The 15,137-nt window shown below is 62.4% G+C and carries 13 protein-coding genes and 1 tRNA gene; 7 read left to right on the top strand and 7 right to left on the bottom strand.

The features are described 5' to 3' along the window. Positions 1 to 37 precede the first annotated feature (37 nt). The 5 genes from EKO19_RS25955 to aceB all read right to left on the bottom strand — a co-directional run bounded on the left by EKO19_RS25955 (position 38) and on the right by aceB (position 5,340). Positions 38 to 113: transfer RNA gene (locus EKO19_RS25955), tRNA-Gly, on the bottom strand. 103 nt (positions 114 to 216) lie between these two features. Further along, complete coding sequence (pgsA, locus tag EKO19_RS25950) at positions 217 to 813, bottom strand: CDP-diacylglycerol--glycerol-3-phosphate 3-phosphatidyltransferase (RefSeq protein WP_281281108.1); 597 nt, start codon at positions 811 to 813, stop codon at positions 217 to 219. A 22-nt stretch (positions 814 to 835) separates the two neighbouring features. Then, positions 836 to 2,668: an excinuclease ABC subunit UvrC gene (gene uvrC, locus EKO19_RS25945; RefSeq protein WP_129779981.1), complete on the bottom strand. Its 1,833-nt coding sequence runs from the start codon at positions 2,666 to 2,668 to the stop codon at positions 836 to 838. A 79-nt stretch (positions 2,669 to 2,747) separates the two neighbouring features. Beyond that, complete coding sequence (locus EKO19_RS25940) at positions 2,748 to 3,401, bottom strand: uracil-DNA glycosylase (protein WP_407676666.1); 654 nt, start codon at positions 3,399 to 3,401, stop codon at positions 2,748 to 2,750. Positions 3,402 to 3,735: 334 nt separating this feature from the next. Continuing rightward, positions 3,736 to 5,340 (bottom strand): malate synthase A, encoded by a 1,605-nt coding sequence (gene aceB / locus EKO19_RS25935; protein ID WP_129779977.1) that lies wholly within the window; start codon positions 5,338 to 5,340, stop codon positions 3,736 to 3,738. 101 nt (positions 5,341 to 5,441) lie between these two features. Here aceB and EKO19_RS25930 point away from each other — a divergent pair, with 101 nt between their 5' ends. Beyond that, positions 5,442 to 6,356 carry a LysR substrate-binding domain-containing protein gene (locus EKO19_RS25930; protein WP_129779975.1) on the top strand — a complete coding sequence of 305 codons (915 nt, stop codon included), beginning with the start codon at positions 5,442 to 5,444 and terminating at the stop codon, positions 6,354 to 6,356. 8 nt (positions 6,357 to 6,364) lie between these two features. Further along, positions 6,365 to 6,994: a pseudouridine synthase gene (locus tag EKO19_RS25925; RefSeq protein WP_129779973.1), complete on the top strand. Its 630-nt coding sequence runs from the start codon at positions 6,365 to 6,367 to the stop codon at positions 6,992 to 6,994. Positions 6,995 to 7,074: 80 nt separating this feature from the next. Here EKO19_RS25925 and EKO19_RS25920 read toward each other — a convergent pair whose 3' ends face one another. Further along, positions 7,075 to 7,986, bottom strand: a complete 912-nt coding sequence (locus EKO19_RS25920; RefSeq protein WP_129779971.1) for a DMT family transporter — start codon at positions 7,984 to 7,986, stop codon at positions 7,075 to 7,077. Between the two features lie 3 nt (positions 7,987 to 7,989). After that, positions 7,990 to 9,363, bottom strand: coding sequence for a leucyl aminopeptidase family protein (locus EKO19_RS25915; protein WP_217705588.1), 1,374 nt, complete (start codon positions 9,361 to 9,363; stop codon positions 7,990 to 7,992). A gap of 435 nt (positions 9,364 to 9,798) precedes the next feature. Here EKO19_RS25915 and ilvC point away from each other — a divergent pair, with 435 nt between their 5' ends. From ilvC to leuB, 5 genes are all read left to right on the top strand, one after another. Then, positions 9,799 to 10,797, top strand: coding sequence for a ketol-acid reductoisomerase (gene ilvC, locus EKO19_RS25910; protein ID WP_129779969.1), 999 nt, complete (start codon positions 9,799 to 9,801; stop codon positions 10,795 to 10,797). Positions 10,798 to 10,873: 76 nt separating this feature from the next. Further along, the gene (locus EKO19_RS25905) at positions 10,874 to 11,830 is read left to right on the top strand and encodes a branched-chain amino acid transaminase (protein ID WP_129779967.1); all 957 of its coding nucleotides are present in this window, start codon (positions 10,874 to 10,876) and stop codon (positions 11,828 to 11,830) included. A gap of 137 nt (positions 11,831 to 11,967) precedes the next feature. Continuing rightward, positions 11,968 to 13,374 (top strand): 3-isopropylmalate dehydratase large subunit, encoded by a 1,407-nt coding sequence (leuC, locus tag EKO19_RS25900; protein WP_129779965.1) that lies wholly within the window; start codon positions 11,968 to 11,970, stop codon positions 13,372 to 13,374. A gap of 10 nt (positions 13,375 to 13,384) precedes the next feature. Then, entirely contained in the window at positions 13,385 to 13,963 is a 579-nt protein-coding gene (gene leuD / locus EKO19_RS25895) for a 3-isopropylmalate dehydratase small subunit (RefSeq protein WP_129779963.1), read from the top strand. A 39-nt stretch (positions 13,964 to 14,002) separates the two neighbouring features. Further along, a complete protein-coding gene (gene leuB, locus EKO19_RS25890; RefSeq protein ID WP_129779961.1) occupies positions 14,003 to 15,064 on the top strand; it encodes a 3-isopropylmalate dehydrogenase in 1,062 nt (353 codons plus the stop codon). Positions 15,065 to 15,137 lie beyond the last annotated feature (73 nt).

The following is a 15,137-nucleotide window of genomic DNA, read 5'->3' as shown; positions in this document are numbered from 1 at the left end:
TATCGACGTTCTAAGTGGCTGGCGGCACTGAAGAAATTGGAGCGGGAAACGAGGCTCGAACTCGCGACCTTAACCTTGGCAAGGTTACGCTCTACCAACTGAGCTATTCCCGCGTCGCGTCCGGTTGGCGTGGCCACCGGAGAGGCCGCTATTCTAGGGTTGAGCGGCAAAGTGTCAAGGCAAGTTGTGCACTTAATTGCATCTTTGTTCACAACTTTATCTAGAACCCGACCGCATCAGGTCCGGCCAGGCGGCCCGTAGGTAAACCACCATGGACCACAGCGTCAGCGCGGCCGCCGCCACCAGGCAATAAAACCCGAGCTCGAAGGCCGGGATGAACCACACATCCTCGCGAAACAGCATCATCGACAGGCCGGTCATCTGGAAGATGGTCTTGAGTTTGCCCATCGAGGACACAGCCACCTTACCGCGCGCGCCCATCTCCGCCATCCATTCACGGAGCGCGGAAATGGTGATTTCGCGGCCGACGATCACCGCCGCCGTCAGCGTGATCAAGGTGTGTGGATCGAACTTGATGAACTGGAGCATCGGCGGGTCGTAACTGACCAGCAGGATCAGCGCGACCGCGACCATCAACTTGTCCGCCACCGGATCGAGGAACGCGCCAAGCGCCGACATCTGGCCGAGTTTGCGCGCCAGGTAGCCGTCGAGCGAATCGGTGACGGCGGCAAGAATAAAAATCCAGCCGGTGGCCGCCTTGGCCCAAGGCTCCGGCATATAAAAGAGAACGACCACCAGCGGAATCATGATGATCCGCGCCACAGTCAGGATATTCGCGATGGGAAAAGTCACTGGGGCGAATTGTAAGGACTTTTCAGCCGTTCGCGTGCAATGTGTCATAGATAGATTGCGCCAGTTTGCGACTGATGCCGTGAACCTTGGCCAAATCGTCGATTCCCGCGCGAGTCACCCCTTGGAGACCGCCGAACTGGCGCAGCAGTTCCCTGCGTTTGCGCGGCCCGAGCCCCGGCACCGTCTCCAGAACGGACTGAGTCCGCGCTTTGCCCCGCCGCGCCCGGTGGCCGGTGATCGCGAACCGATGCGCCTCGTCGCGCACGCGCTGAATCAAGTGCAGGGCGGGTGAATCCGGCGGCAGCACGGTCGGCAGCTCGTGCCCGGGCAGGAACAAGCGCTCCTGTCCCGGCCGGCGATCCGCGCCCTTCGCCACACCCGCGATCAACACATTATTGATCTCCAGCTCGTTCAGCACTTCCGTGGCCTGGGCAAGCTGGCCCGGACCACCGTCGATCAGCAGCACGTCGGGGGTCGGGGCTTCGCCCTTCTTGATGCGAGCATACCGTCGCGACAGTGCCTGGCGCATGGCGCCGTAGTCGTCGCCGCCCGCAATCCCCTCGATGTTGAAGCGCCGATAATCGCTCTTGATCGGCCCTTCCGGACCGAACACGACGCACGACGCCACGGCACGCTCACCCATCGTGTGACTGATGTCGAAGCACTCTATACGCGCCGGCGGATTTGGCAGATTGAACACCTCTTGCATAGCTTGCAGCTGTTCGACACTCGTCGCCTCGGTCGCGCGGCGCATCTTCACGCCCAACTCGGCGTTGGTACGCGCCATCTCCAGCCAACGCGCACGGACACCGCGAACGTTCGGCCGGATACGAACCGAACGCTGCATGCGCTCGGTCAACGCCTGCTCGAGCGTGTCGGCATCCTCGATCTGCTCGTTGATCAGGATCTCCGCCGGCGCCTCGCTGCCCAGGTAGTACTGCGCGAGGAAGCCCGAGAGCAACTCACCCGCTTCGGCGATACCCGGCTTCGGAAAGAAGTTGCTGCTGCCGAGATTGCGCCCGCCACGCACGAACACGATGGACACGCAATGATCGCTGCCATGGGAGACGAGCGCCACGGCGTCGATATCCTCGGTGGCGTTGCGCGTCACCGATTGAGTCGAGTGGATCGACTTGATGCCATTGATCTGATCGCGCAGTCGCGCGGCCTTCTCGAACTCCAGCGCCTGCGAGGCCTGCTCCATGCGCTGAGCCAGATCGTCGATCAGCTCACCGCCCTTGCCTTCCAGCACCTTGATCGCATCGTTCACGTCCTGGCCATACTCCTCCGGCGAGATCAACCGCACACACGGCCCGGAGCAGCGCTTGATCTGGTGCTGCAGGCACGGGCGGGAGCGATTGGCGAAGAACGAGTCGCTGCACGGACGGAGCAGGAACAGCTTCTGTAGCAGCAGGATGGTTTCGCGCGTGGCCCGCGCGTTGGGGTAAGGCCCGAAGAAGCGGCCCGGCAGCTTGCGACTGCCTCGGTAGAAGCTGACGCGTGGGTATTCCTGTTCGGTTGTGACGTAGAGGTACGGAAAACTCTTGTCGTCGCGCAGAGTCACGTTGAAGCGCGGCCGATGCCGCTTGATCAAGTTGTACTCGAGCAGCAGCGCCTCGGTCTCCGAAGCCGTGACCGTCACTTCGACATTGGCCACCTGCGAGACCATCGCCATGGTCTTCGCCGCCTGCGCCTTGCCGACGAAGTAGGTCGTGAGCCGGTTCTTGAGATTGCGCGCCTTGCCGACGTACAGCACCTCGCCGTCGGCGCCTATCATGCGATAGACGCCCGGGCGCTGGCTCACGTTGGCCAGGAACAGCTTGGAGTCGAAGGGGGCGCTCGATGAACCGGTCATGGCGCCATTTTAGAGGATGAAGCCAGTCAGCGCTGGTCAGGCATTTCGGGACGTTCCTGGATCGGCGGTACGACCCCGATCAATGAGCCGATCCGATCAGTTGCTTCGCGCGCGCGAACACCGCCTCGAACATCTCTTCCGTCAGCCGTCGCGTATTGGTGTTGTAGCGGCTGCAGTGGTACGAATCGATCAGCCACTGTCCGCCCGGCAGCTTGAACTCCGCGGCGTGCCCGAACTTATACTCACTCGCCTTCAATCCGAGCGTGCGCAGAACCGCGTTGTGACCGATCGAGCCCAACGCCAGCAGTACGACATTCTTCGGTGTACTCGCAAGCTCAGCCTGCAGATAATGATTGCAGGTCGTGATCTCGACCGGCAGCGGCTTGTTATCCGGCGGCACGCACTTCACTGCGTTCGAGATGCGGGCATCGATCAGCTTCAGGCCGTCATTGCGATGAATCGACTCCGGCTTGTTGGCAAATCCAAACTTGTGCAGCGTCTGGTACAGCAGCACACCCGCGTAGTCGCCGGTGAACGGGCGGCCGGTCGCATTCGCCCCATGAAAGCCGGGTGCGAGGCCGATGATGATCAGGCGCGCCTTGCGATCGCCGAAGGGCGCGACGGGGGCGCAGTAGTAGTCGGGATGTTGCTTCCGCCCCTCCTCCAGAAACGCCGCCAGGCGCGGGCAATCGGTGCAGGTACGGTCGAAGACTTCCCCATCCGAAGGCCACAAGCCGTTCGAGGGCGCGTCATCGCTCAGCGCGAGCTGCTTGAGCGGCGCGCTCTTGGTGCTGCGAGGAATGGAAATAGGCTCGGCGCGCTTGGCCTTGCGGGCGGATGGCTTGCTCATCCCTGCATTGTAGCCACCCTACGGGTACATGAATGTACCCCGCCGCCTCAGGCGGCGGCGAGCAGCAAAAAAGTCACGCCTTTTTGCCAGCTCGCACGAGGGTCGCGGCACGATGCCCGATCCCTCGTTTCAATCAGGTCTGCAGGCTTCCCGCCACTTCCTGCTCTTTAGCTGTGGCACTGAGCGGGCGGGAAGCCGCAGTAGCTTTTCGCGCGGCCTAGTGGATGACCCGATAAGCCGGCAGCGTTATGAACGTCTCGAACTCAGCTCCCGTCGTGATCTCATCGATCAACGCGGCAGCCCGCTCGAAGTTGCCCGTGGCGAAGGCTTTGTCGCCGACAGCGGCGCGCAACTTCGCCAGCTCTTCCTTGCTGATCGCGCGGAACAGCTCCGCCGTGACCTTGCGCCCGTCATCGAGCACGCCGGCGGGATGTTTGATCCACTGCCAGATCTGTGCGCGAGAAATTTCCGCAGTCGCCGCGTCTTCCATCAAATTATTGATGGGCACGCAACCCAACCCCCCGAGCCATGCAGCGAGATATTGAATCGACACGCTCACGTTGCCGCGCAACCCGGCTTCGGTGATCGTGCCCTGCGGAATCTGCAACAGATCCTTGGCGGTGACGTCGATCTCGGGAATCTTGTCCAGCTGATTCGGCGTCGGCATCAAACGATCGAACACTTCCATCGCCACCGGCACCAGGCCCGGATGCGCGACCCACGTGCCATCGTGACCGTCACCGGCCTCGCGCTCCTTGTCGGCGCGCACCTTGGCGATGGCCTCATCGTTGGCTTTCGGGTCGTTCTTGATCGGAATCTGCGCCGCCATGCCGCCCATCGCGAACGCGCCGCGACGATGGCAGGTGCGAATCACCAGCTTCGAATACGAACGCAGGAAGTGCGTGGTCATGGTCACCTGCTGCCGATCCGGCAGCACGAAATCCGGCCGGCGCGCGAACTTCTTGATGAAGCTGAAAATGTAGTCCCAGCGGCCGCAATTGAGCGCGACGATGTAGTCCTTGAGCTCGAACAGGATCTCGTCCATCTCGAATGCCGCGAGAATGGTCTCGATCAACACCGTGGCCTTGATGGTCTGCGAGGCGAGCCCGAGCTTGCCCTCGGCGTAACGGAACACATCCGCCCACAACCGCGCTTCCAGATGACTCTCGAGCTTCGGCAAATAGAAATACGGCCCGGTGCCACGGGCTTTCAGAGCGGCGTGGTTGTGGAACAGATACAGGCCGAAGTCGACGAACGCACCCGGCGCGCGGCGGCCGTCCACATAGATATGTTTCTCGAACAGATGCCAGCCGCGCGGACGGACGATCAGCGTTGCGATCTGCGGATTGAGGCGGTACTGCTTGCCATCGGGATTCGAGAAGGAGATCGAGCGGTTCACCGCATCGCGCAGATTGATCTGGCCCTGCACGACGTTGTCCCAGGTCGGCGTCATCGAATCTTCGCAGTCGGCCATGAACACCTTGGCGCCGGAGTTCAGCGCGTTGATGATCATCTTGCGATCGGTCGGGCCTGTGATCTCGACGCGGCGATCCTGCAGGTCGGCGGGAATGGTCGTCACCCGCCAATCGCTTTCGCGAACACTGCGCGTCTCGGCGAGAAAGTCCGGCAGCGCGCCGTCATCCAGCTGACGCTGGCGGGCGCTACGAGCCTCCAATAGCGCGGCCACACGATCGCCAAATCGACGCGTCAGTTCGGCGATGAAGTCCAGGGCATCGGGGGTCAGGATCGCCTCATAGCCGGGCTTCATCGCCCCGCGAAGCTCAATACCCGTGGTCGGGTTCACCGCCGGATTGGTCGCCATTGCCGCTCCCCATTTGCCAAAGTGGGCGCACCTTAGCGACTTCTCGCCTGTGGGTAAAATATATGGTGAGTTAGAAACCGATATCTGATAAATATCTCATCATGGAACTGAGACATTTGCGCTACTTCATTGCTGTGGCTGAAGAAAAGCACATGACCCGGGCCGCTGAGCGCCTGGGCATTCAGCAGCCGCCGCTGTCCATGCAGATCCGGGCGCTGGAGCAGGAGCTGGATGCCCAGCTGTTCCGTCGCCAGCCGCGCGGGGTCGAGCTGACCGATGCCGGCCAGGCCTTTCTGGATCGGGCCCGGGCCATCCTGGACCAGGTGGATCGGGCGGTCGCGACCACCCGCCGGACCGCCCGCGGCGAGGAAGGCCGAGTGGTCGTCGGCTTTACCAGCTCCGCTCCGTTTCACCCGTTCGTGCCTCGAGTGTTGCGCGCGTTTCGGGAAGCGGCGCCGCTGGTTTCGATGATGCTCGAGGAAAGTGGCAGCAGCGAGCTGGTGCAGGGATTGCACAACGAGGACATCGACGCGGCATTCATTCGATCGCCGGTCGCCGATGTGGTCGGACTCACCGTGCAGCCGTTGCTGGAGGAGAAAATGCTGGTGGCGTTACCGACCGGCCACATCTTCGCCCGTCGCAGCAGTTTCAGTCGCAGCGTGCTGCTACCCTTGTCCGAGCTCGCAAAAGAAACATTCGTACTTTACAAACGTCCCGGCGGTCCGGGCCTGTATGACACCATCATCGCCGCTTGCCGAAGCGCGGGATTCAGCCCTCGCGTCGGACAGGAAGCGCCGCGAATCATTTCCACGCTGAATCTCGTCGCCGCCGGCATCGGCGTGTCGATCGTGCCCGCCTCGTTGCAACGTCTGCAGATGGACGGCATCGTCTATCGCAAGCTCGAAGACATGCCACAGCTCACGGCGCCGCTGATTCTCGCCTGTCGACGTGGCGAAAATGCCGCGGCCGTGCAACGCTTCATCGATCTGGTGCGCACGTCCGCCGAACATATTTGATCCGCCCGATGGATTCGCCTGCCCTGCTCCTGCTCAACAAGCCGTTCCGCGTACTCACGCAGTTCACCAGTGAGGACAGCAAGGCGACCCTGCGTGATTTCGTGTACGCGCCAGGCATGCGGCCGGCCGGTCGACTCGACTACGACAGCGAAGGACTGGTGCTGCTGACGAACTCGGGACCGTTACAGACCAAGCTGGCCGATCCGCGCTGGAAACAGCAGAAAACTTATTTCGTGCAGGTCGAAGGAGAGATCGGCGATGACGCTCTGGCCCGACTGCGGCGAGGCGTGCAGTTGAACGATGGAATGACCTTGCCGGCGGGCGCCGAGCGCATGGACGAGCCGCAAGAGCTGTGGCCGCGCGATCCGCCGATCCGGTTTCGCAAGGCCATTCCGACCGGTTGGCTGAAGCTCACGATTCGCGAAGGTCGCAATCGTCAGGTACGACGGATGACCGCCGCGGTAAACCTGCCGACACTGCGATTGATCCGATGGTCGGTCGGACCGTGGACGTTGGATGGACTCGCACCCGGCGAGTACCGCCCCATCGACGCAGTGGAGATCGCGAAGTTCATGGCGCCCATGGCCGCACGGCCGGCCATACGAACAAACGCACCACCGAGCAAGCGACGGCGATAGCCTGCAGCCAGACGGATCGTGCCTGAGGAGCCGGGCGACGGCGATAGCAGCGAGGGCGCGAGAGCGCCACTCGCGACTGCTCAGGTGCCGGTATCGACCAGCCTCTTCTCGCGCATCACCACGATGAACACGCCGATCAACGTCACGGCGCCACCGAGCAACATGCGCGCGGTCAACTGATCGTGTAACAACGTCACGCCGAAGAAGATGCCGAACAGCGGCGACAGCAATGTGATCGGCGACAGGCTCGTCACTGGATATTTGCTGACCAGGTAGTACCACGCCGTGTGCGCGAGCAAGCTCGACATCAACGTCGTGAACGCGAGCGCCGTCCATGCCTTCCAGTCCGCCGCCCGAACCGCTTCCATCTGATCCTGCTCGAACAGCAGGCTCAACAGCATCAGCGTCGAACCGCCCGCGACCGCGATCCAGGCCTGTAATTCCAGTGCTTTGATGTTGTGCAGGCGTTTCACGAAAATCAAACCGAGCGAGGCGAAGAACGTCGACGTCACCACCAGCGCCAATCCTTCCCAATACGCAAACACGCGCGGATCGAAGCTGATGATGACCATGCCGCCGAACGCGAGTGCGATGCCGAGCGTACGACGCCATCGAATCGTCTCACCGAGCAGCCAGATCGAGAGCAGCGTGGAAATTGGCACGCTCATCTGGCTCGCGATCGCCACCGTTGCCGCGTCCTCCGCGTGCTTCACCCCGAGAAACAGCAGCGAGAATGCCGCCGGCCCGGTCAGCATCGCCGCCAGTAGCAGATTGCTCATCTGACCGCGATGGATTTTCAACAGCGGCAATAGAAACAACGCCAGCGATCCAAAGCGCAGCGCCGTGAACAGGATGGGTGGAAACTGCGCGACGCCGATCTTCGAGGCAATGAGGTTCAGGCCCCAGACCAGGTTCATCAAAACCAGCAGGACCAGATGCCGGGGCGCGATCGAAGCGGCGTCAGCCACGTCGGGAGTAGAGCTTGCAACCATCAATCAACGCGCATATCGCTGCTTGAGGAAAGCGTACAACGCACGAATCGTGTGTGGTTCCGCGCCGACCGGCCGACCCGGGCGTTCTTTGTTATTCCAGGCATACAGATCGATGTGCAACCAGGTCCGGGCGTTGCTCACGAAGCGACGCAGGAACAGTCCCGCGATGATGGAGCCCGAGAAGCCCGAAGTGGATACGTTGTTCACGTCGGCGATTTTGCTGGAAAGCTCATCGTCGTAACCCGGCCACAAGGGCATGCGCCACAGCGGATCGGATTCAGCGGTGCCTGCTCGCAAGACTTCCTCGGCCGCCGCGTCATCGTTGCTGTACAACGCCGGCAACTCCGGCCCGAGTGCAACTCTTGCCGCACCGGTCAGGGTGGCGGTGTCGATCAGCAAGTCGGGCTGCTCTTCATCGGCCAGCGCCAGAGCGTCGCACAGGATCAAGCGTCCTTCTGCATCCGTGTTGCCGACTTCAACTGTGAGTCCCTTGCGCGTGCCGAGCACGTCACCCGGGCGCAACGCGTTACCTGCGATCGAGTTCTCGACCATCGGCAGAATCACGCGCAAACGAACCGGCAGCTTCGCATCCATGATGGTCTGCGCCAGCGCCAGGGCGATCGCGGCACCGCCCATGTCTTTTTTCATCAACAGCATCGATGCGCCGGGCTTGATGTCCAGCCCGCCGGTATCGAAGCAGACCCCCTTGCCCACCAGGGTGACTTTCGGCTTCGAGGCATCGCCCCACTCGATGTCGACCAGCCTCGGTGCGACGGCGGCGGCCCGACCGACCGCGTGCACGGCCGGAAACCGTTCTTTCAGCAAGTCCTCGCCGATGATGACGCGATGACGCGCGCCATGACGGCGAGCGACATCGATTGCCACTTGCGCCAGCGCCTCGGGCGACATGTCGTTGGCGGGCGTATTGACCAGATCGCGCGCCAGCGAAGTGGCGGATCTCAATCTTTCCACCTCCGAGGTATCCGCGCCTTCAGGCAGCCGCAACTGCACCGAGCGCTGTGGACCGCCGCGCTTGTAACGCTCGAAACGATATTGCCCGTGCCCCCAGCCGGCGGCGAACTGAGTCGCGGCCCGCGCCGGCAATGCACTCGCCAGATGGTACTGGCCATCGGGCAGCCGGTCGGCCAGACCCGCACCGATCCAGTAGCTCACTTCCTCGCGTGGATTGTACTTGCCGAGACCGACAATCACCGCTATCGGCCGGCCTTGCGGGCCCGGCAGCAACAGCAGTTTGTTTCGTTCGGCCTTGAAGCCGTGCGTCGCCGCCCAGTTGCGCACCGGCTCTTCTTGAGCCGTCCGCCACTGCTCGAATTCATCTTCGTGGAGCAGCTGCAAAGGAATGGAAATGGTGGTCACGGTCGGAGGCGATCGTCAGCTGATTTAGGGAGGTTCATGTGCCGCTCACAGCCGTGACGCAGCGCTCACCAGTGTAGCGCTGCTTGACAAGTTACGCAGCCATATGGTGCCATTTGCGCGCTTTCACGCACCAAATCAGACGCGACCCACCGTTTCACCCGTCGTTACAAGTTAGGCCATGCCCGCCGTCACGCACGCTTCCGCCGAGATCGTCGGCCTCGCAATGATCGCTTCGATCATTGTAGCAGAGCGTGTAGTCGTCTCCGGCCTGCCGCGGCGGGTCGAGTGCGGGACCGGCGTCTGACCATCACAGGATAGAGATTCGCCACACGAACCCCGCACCGGCCCAGACCGAGGCGGGGTTCGCTCGTTTTTGAGATACAGATTTCTTTCAACACACACACGCTTTTTAGCTTGTTTTACTCGGAGAGCGACATGCCGCAGATCTACTCGCAGAAGGACGTCAACAAGAAGGCCTTGGCCAAGGCCCGCATCGCCATCCTGGGCTATGGCAGCCAGGGCCGCGCGCATGCGCTGAACCTCAAGGACAGCGGCTACGACGTCATCGTCGGCGTGCGCAAGTCGGGCGACAGCTTCGCCAAGGCGAAGAAGGACGGCCTGGCAGTGGCCGAGCCGGTCGAGGCGGTGAAAGGCGCCGATCTGATCGCGTTCCTGACGCCGGATCTGACCCAGAAGGATCTGTACCAGGCCGTGATCGGCAACATCAAACAGGGTGCCACCATCCTGTTCGCGCACGGCTTCAACATCCACTTCAAGCAGATCAAGCCGCGCAAGGATCTGAACGTGGTGCTGATCGCGCCGAAGGGCCCGGGCGGCCTGGTGCGCCGTCAGTATCAGCAGGGTCGCGGCGTGCCCTCGCTGCTGGCCGTGTATCAGGACACGAACAAGCAGGCGAAGGCCATCGCCCTCGCCTACGCCGATGGCATCGGCGGTACTCGCGGCGGCGTGCTGACCACGACCTTCGCCGAAGAGACCGAGACCGATCTGTTCGGTGAGCAGGCCGTGCTGTGCGGCGGCGCCACCGAGCTGGTGGTCAAGGGTTTCGAGACGCTGGTGGAAGCCGGCTATCAGCCTGAAGTCGCCTACTACGAGTGCCTGCACGAGCTGAAGCTGATCGTCGACCTGCTGCACGAAGGCGGTCTGACCAAGATGCATCAGTTCATTTCCGAGACCGCCAAGTACGGCGATCTGACGCGCGGCCCACGCGTGGTCAACAAGTCCACCAAGAAGGAAATGAAAAAGATCCTCACGGAAATCCAGGACGGCAAGTTCGCACGTCAGTGGATCGCCGAGAACAAGAGTGGCCGCAAGAAGTACAACAAGATGATGAAGGCGGACTTCACCCACAAGATCGAGAAGGTCGGTGCCAAGCTGCGCGAGCGCATGCCTTGGTTGCAGGAAGAGAAAGCTTGATTTCACGACGGTCGTGAACGGAAACGGCGCCTCAGGGCGCCGTTTTCGCCTGCGGCCCCCTCACAGGAGAGTCGACATGCCCCTCGATGCAGCGAAACACATCTGGTTCAACGGCAAGCTGGTGCCCTGGGAAAAAGCCACGGTCCACGTACTGACCCACGCGCTGCATTACGGCTCGACGGTATTCGAAGGCGAGCGCGCCTATCCGACCCCGAACGGCCCGGTGATTTTTCGTCTCAAGGATCACACCCGTCGGCTGTTCGATTCGGCGAAGATTTATTCCATCGAGATCCCCTACACGCAGGACGAGATCAGCGCCGCGTGCAAGCAGATCATCAACGTCAACGGCCTCACCGAGGGCGCCTACCTCAGGCCGTTCGCATTCCGCGGCTATGGCGAAATCGGTGTCGCGCCGAAGATTGCCCCGCCCATCGACACCGTCGTCGCGGCCTTCGAGTGGGGCTCGTACCTCGGCTCCGAGGGTCTGGAAAACGGCGTCGACGTGATGGTGTCATCGTGGCAGCGCCTCGCACCGAACACCATTCCCGCGCTCGGCAAGGCGGCCGGCAATTACCTGTCGAGCCAGCTGATCAGCATGGAAGCCAAGCGACTGGGCTTTGCCGAAGGCATTGGCCTCGGCGTGGATGGCACCATCAGCGAAGGCGCCGGCGAGAATCTGTTCATCATCCGCGACGGAGTGATCTACACGCCGGGTCTCGCGAACTCGATCCTCCAGGGCATCACTCGCGACACCGTCGTGACACTCGCCCGAGCCCATGGGTTTGAAGTACGCGAACAACCGCTGCCGCGTGAGTTCCTGTACCTCGCGGACGAAATCTTCATGACCGGCACGGCCGCTGAAATCACGCCGGTACGCTCGGTCGACAAGATCACCGTCGGCGCCGGCAAGCGCGGCCCGATCACCGAAGCCATTCAGACGGCCTTCTTCGGCCTGTTCACCGGCAAGACCGCGGACAAATGGGGCTGGCTGGAGCTGTGCGACGACAGCTCGAAGCAGGCCGTCGGCGCCTAAGCAGTTGATTCAAAGGGGCGCCGCTGCAATGGCGGCGCCCCATCGCTGCCGACGATGCCCCCCTCGGCAATCGTCACCCCCGCGCCCCACCCGCCCTGGCATCCTTGCCGCTTCATCATGCTCAATGGTCTAGCTCCATGACTGCCAAGACCCTGTTCGAAAAAGTCTGGGAACAACACCAGGTCGTTCCCGAATCCGCCGACACGCCGGCGGTGCTGTACATCGACCTGCACCTCGTTCACGAAGTCACTTCGCCGCAGGCCTTCTCCGTGCTGCGCGCCCAGAACCTGAAAGTGCGCCGGCCCGAGCGCGTGCTGGCGACGATGGATCACTCCACGCCCACCGATCCGGACGAAGTGTTCGGTCGCGTGCCGATCAAGGTCGAGTCCGCCGCGCGTCAGGTGAAGGAGTTCGAGAAGAACTGCCGTGAATTCGGTGTCGAGCTGCACGACATGAGCAGCGACACTCGCGGCATCGTGCACGTGATCGGTCCCGAGTTGGGCGCGACTCAGCCTGGCAAGACCATCGTTTGCGGCGACAGTCACACCGCGACTCACGGCGCGTTTGGCGCCCTCGCCTTCGGCATCGGCACCACCGAAGTGGGCCACGTGCTCGCGACCCAATGCTTGCTGCAGCGTCGGCCGAAGACACTTGCGATCGAAGTGACCGGCAAGCTGCGTGCGGGCGTCACCGCCAAGGATTTGATCCTCGCCATCATCGGTGAGATCGGCGTGTCCGGCGGCACCGGCTACGTCATCGAATACCGCGGCTCGGCCATCGAAGCCTTGTCGATGGAAGAGCGCATGACCGTCTGCAACATGTCCATCGAAGCGGGCGCGCGTGCCGGCTTGATCGCACCGGATGAAACAACGTTCGCGTACCTCAAGGGCCGTCGCTTCGCTCCGCAAGGCAAAGCGTGGGACGAAGCCGTCGCGCGCTGGCGTGAATTGAAGACCGACCCGGGCGCGAAGTTCGATCGCGTCGTCAGCATCGACGCAAGCAAGCTCGAGCCGATGATCAGCTACGGCACGCATCCTGGCATGGTCGTTCCCATCAGCGGCACCGTGCCCGAGGTCGCCAACGATCCGGTGCACGCGAAGGCGCTGAACTACATGGGCCTGCACGGTGGCGAGCCGATGGTCGGCAAGCCCATCCAGGTCGTGTTCATCGGCAGCTGCACCAACGGACGACTGTCCGATCTCGAGCTCGCCGCCGGCGTGATCAAAGGCCACAAGGTCGCGAGCGGCGTTCGCATGCTCGTGGTGCCCGGCTCGCAGCAGGTGAAGCGTGAAGCCGAGCGCCTGGGGCTCGACAAGATCTTTACCGAGGCCGGCGCGCAATGGCGAGAGTCGGGCTGCTCGATGTGCATCGGCATGAACGGCGACACCGCAGGTCGCGGCGAATACGCGGTCAGCACCAGCAATCGTAACTTCGAAGGCCGTCAGGGCGCAGGGGCACGCACGCTGCTCGCGAGCCCCGCTACAGCGGCTGCCGCTGCGATTGCAGGCAAGATCGCCGACCCCCGCGCCTACCTCCCTCACTGAGAACCCGACCATGCAACCCATCCGCACGATCGAGTCTCGCACTGTCGTCATTCCGGTGACGAACATCGACACCGACCAGATCATTCCCGCGCGCTTCCTCACGACGACGACGCGCGAAGGCCTGGGCAAACAAGCCTTCGCCGACTGGCGTTACGACGCCAATGGCGCGGTGAAATCCGATTTCATACTGAACAAGCCCGAGGTCGCCGGCTGCGACATTCTCGTCGCCGGCCGCAACTTCGGCTGCGGCTCGTCACGCGAGCACGCGCCTTGGGCGTTGCTGGACTACGGCTTCCGCGCCGTCATCAGCACCGAGATCGCCGACATCTTCCGTAACAACTCGCTGAAGAACGGCCTGCTGCCCATCGTCGTCGATGAGCAGACCCACCAGTGGCTGACGAACCATCCCGGCGCGAACGTGAAAATCGATCTCGACACGACCACGCTCACGCTGCCGACCGGTGCGACCGCGAAATTCCCCATCGAGGGCTTCGCGCGCGTGTGCCTGATGAATGGCGTCGACGAGCTCGGCTTCCTGCTGCAACAAGCGCCCGCGATCGAGCGTTACGAGCAAGCCCGCGGTTTCTGATCCGACCCAGTCATTAGTCACCAGTCAGTAGTCATTTCCATGGAAGCAAGCATCGTAGTACTCGGCGGCGACGGCATCGGCCCGGAAGTCACTCAACAGGGCGTGCGCGTGCTGGAAGCGGTTGCGAGCCGTTACGGACACGATTTCAAGTTTGCGCATCACCTGATCGGTGGCGCCGCGATCGACGCGACGCAGAGTGCGCTGCCCTCGCAAACGACGTCCGCGTGCGGCACTGCTGACGCGGTGCTGCTCGGCGCGGTGGGCGGTCCGAAGTGGTCCGACCCGAACGCCAGGATTCGCCCTGAGCAAGGCCTGCTCGCGTTGCGTAAAGCGCTCGGCCTGTTCGCGAACCTGCGCCCCGTCTCATTGCACACCGACTTGCTCGATGCATCTCCGCTCAAGCCTGAAGTGCTCAAGGGCACCGACATCATGGTCGTGCGCGAGCTGACCGGCGGCATCTACTTCGGTGAGAAGACCCGCACGGAGAATTCGGCAAGCGACTTGTGCACCTACTCCGTCGACGAGATCACCCGCGTGACCCGTGTGGCCGGCAATCTCGCGCGAGGCCGCCGCAAATTCATCACGTCAGTCGACAAGGCCAACGTGTTGGAAACATCGCGCCTGTGGCGCAGCACCGTCGAGAAAGTGCTGAATGAAGAATTTCCGGACGTGAAGTACGAGCATCAGCTGGTCGACTCGGCGGCGATGCTGCTGATCCGCAAGCCGGCGCACTTCGACGTCGTGCTCACTGAAAATATGTTTGGCGACATCCTCACCGACGAAGCGTCGATGCTCGCCGGCTCACTCGGCCTGTTGCCGTCGGCATCGCTCGGTGCCGGCAAGCTCGGTTTGTATGAACCCATCCATGGTTCCGCACCCGACATCGCGGGCAAAGGCATCGCGAATCCGTTCGGCACCCTCCTCAGCGTCGCGATGCTGCTGCGTCACTCGCTCGACCTGCCGAAGGAAGCCGAAGCGGTCGAAACGGCGGTCCGAAATGTCATTTCCGAGGGGGTCCGGACGGCCGATATTGCCGCCGGTGGAGTGGCTGCGAGCACCGCTCAGGCGGGTGATGCGGTCCTGGCCAAGTTGCTGAAGTAAAATCGTAAGTTATTGATTTTATTAGCCCGGAAAAAATTTGTCCGGTCGCAGAATAATCTTGACCACAATCCGG

It is taken from the genome of Peristeroidobacter soli, assembly GCF_004138485.1.
In the GTDB taxonomy this organism is placed as follows: domain Bacteria; phylum Pseudomonadota; class Gammaproteobacteria; order Steroidobacterales; family Steroidobacteraceae; genus Steroidobacter; species Steroidobacter soli.
Note: the sequence above shows the minus strand (reverse complement) of the source record. Positions and strands in the feature narration are given on the sequence as shown.

Bases quoted from the DNA above. Each gene is read 5' to 3' on its own strand.
- ilvC (WP_129779969.1), top strand. From the start codon at position 9,799: ATGCCGCAGATCTACTCGCAGAAGGACGTCAACAAGAAGGCCTTGGCC.
- leuC (WP_129779965.1), top strand. From the start codon at position 11,968: ATGACTGCCAAGACCCTGTTCGAAAAAGTCTGGGAACAACACCAGGTC.
- EKO19_RS25920 (WP_129779971.1), bottom strand. From the start codon at position 7,986: ATGGTTGCAAGCTCTACTCCCGACGTGGCTGACGCCGCTTCGATCGCG.
- leuB (WP_129779961.1), top strand. From the start codon at position 14,003: ATGGAAGCAAGCATCGTAGTACTCGGCGGCGACGGCATCGGCCCGGAA.
- EKO19_RS25905 (WP_129779967.1), top strand. From the start codon at position 10,874: ATGCCCCTCGATGCAGCGAAACACATCTGGTTCAACGGCAAGCTGGTG.
- leuD (WP_129779963.1), top strand. From the start codon at position 13,385: ATGCAACCCATCCGCACGATCGAGTCTCGCACTGTCGTCATTCCGGTG.
- uvrC (WP_129779981.1), bottom strand. From the start codon at position 2,668: ATGACCGGTTCATCGAGCGCCCCCTTCGACTCCAAGCTGTTCCTGGCC.
- EKO19_RS25925 (WP_129779973.1), top strand. From the start codon at position 6,365: ATGGATTCGCCTGCCCTGCTCCTGCTCAACAAGCCGTTCCGCGTACTC.
- aceB (WP_129779977.1), bottom strand. From the start codon at position 5,340: ATGGCGACCAATCCGGCGGTGAACCCGACCACGGGTATTGAGCTTCGC.
- EKO19_RS25930 (WP_129779975.1), top strand. From the start codon at position 5,442: ATGGAACTGAGACATTTGCGCTACTTCATTGCTGTGGCTGAAGAAAAG.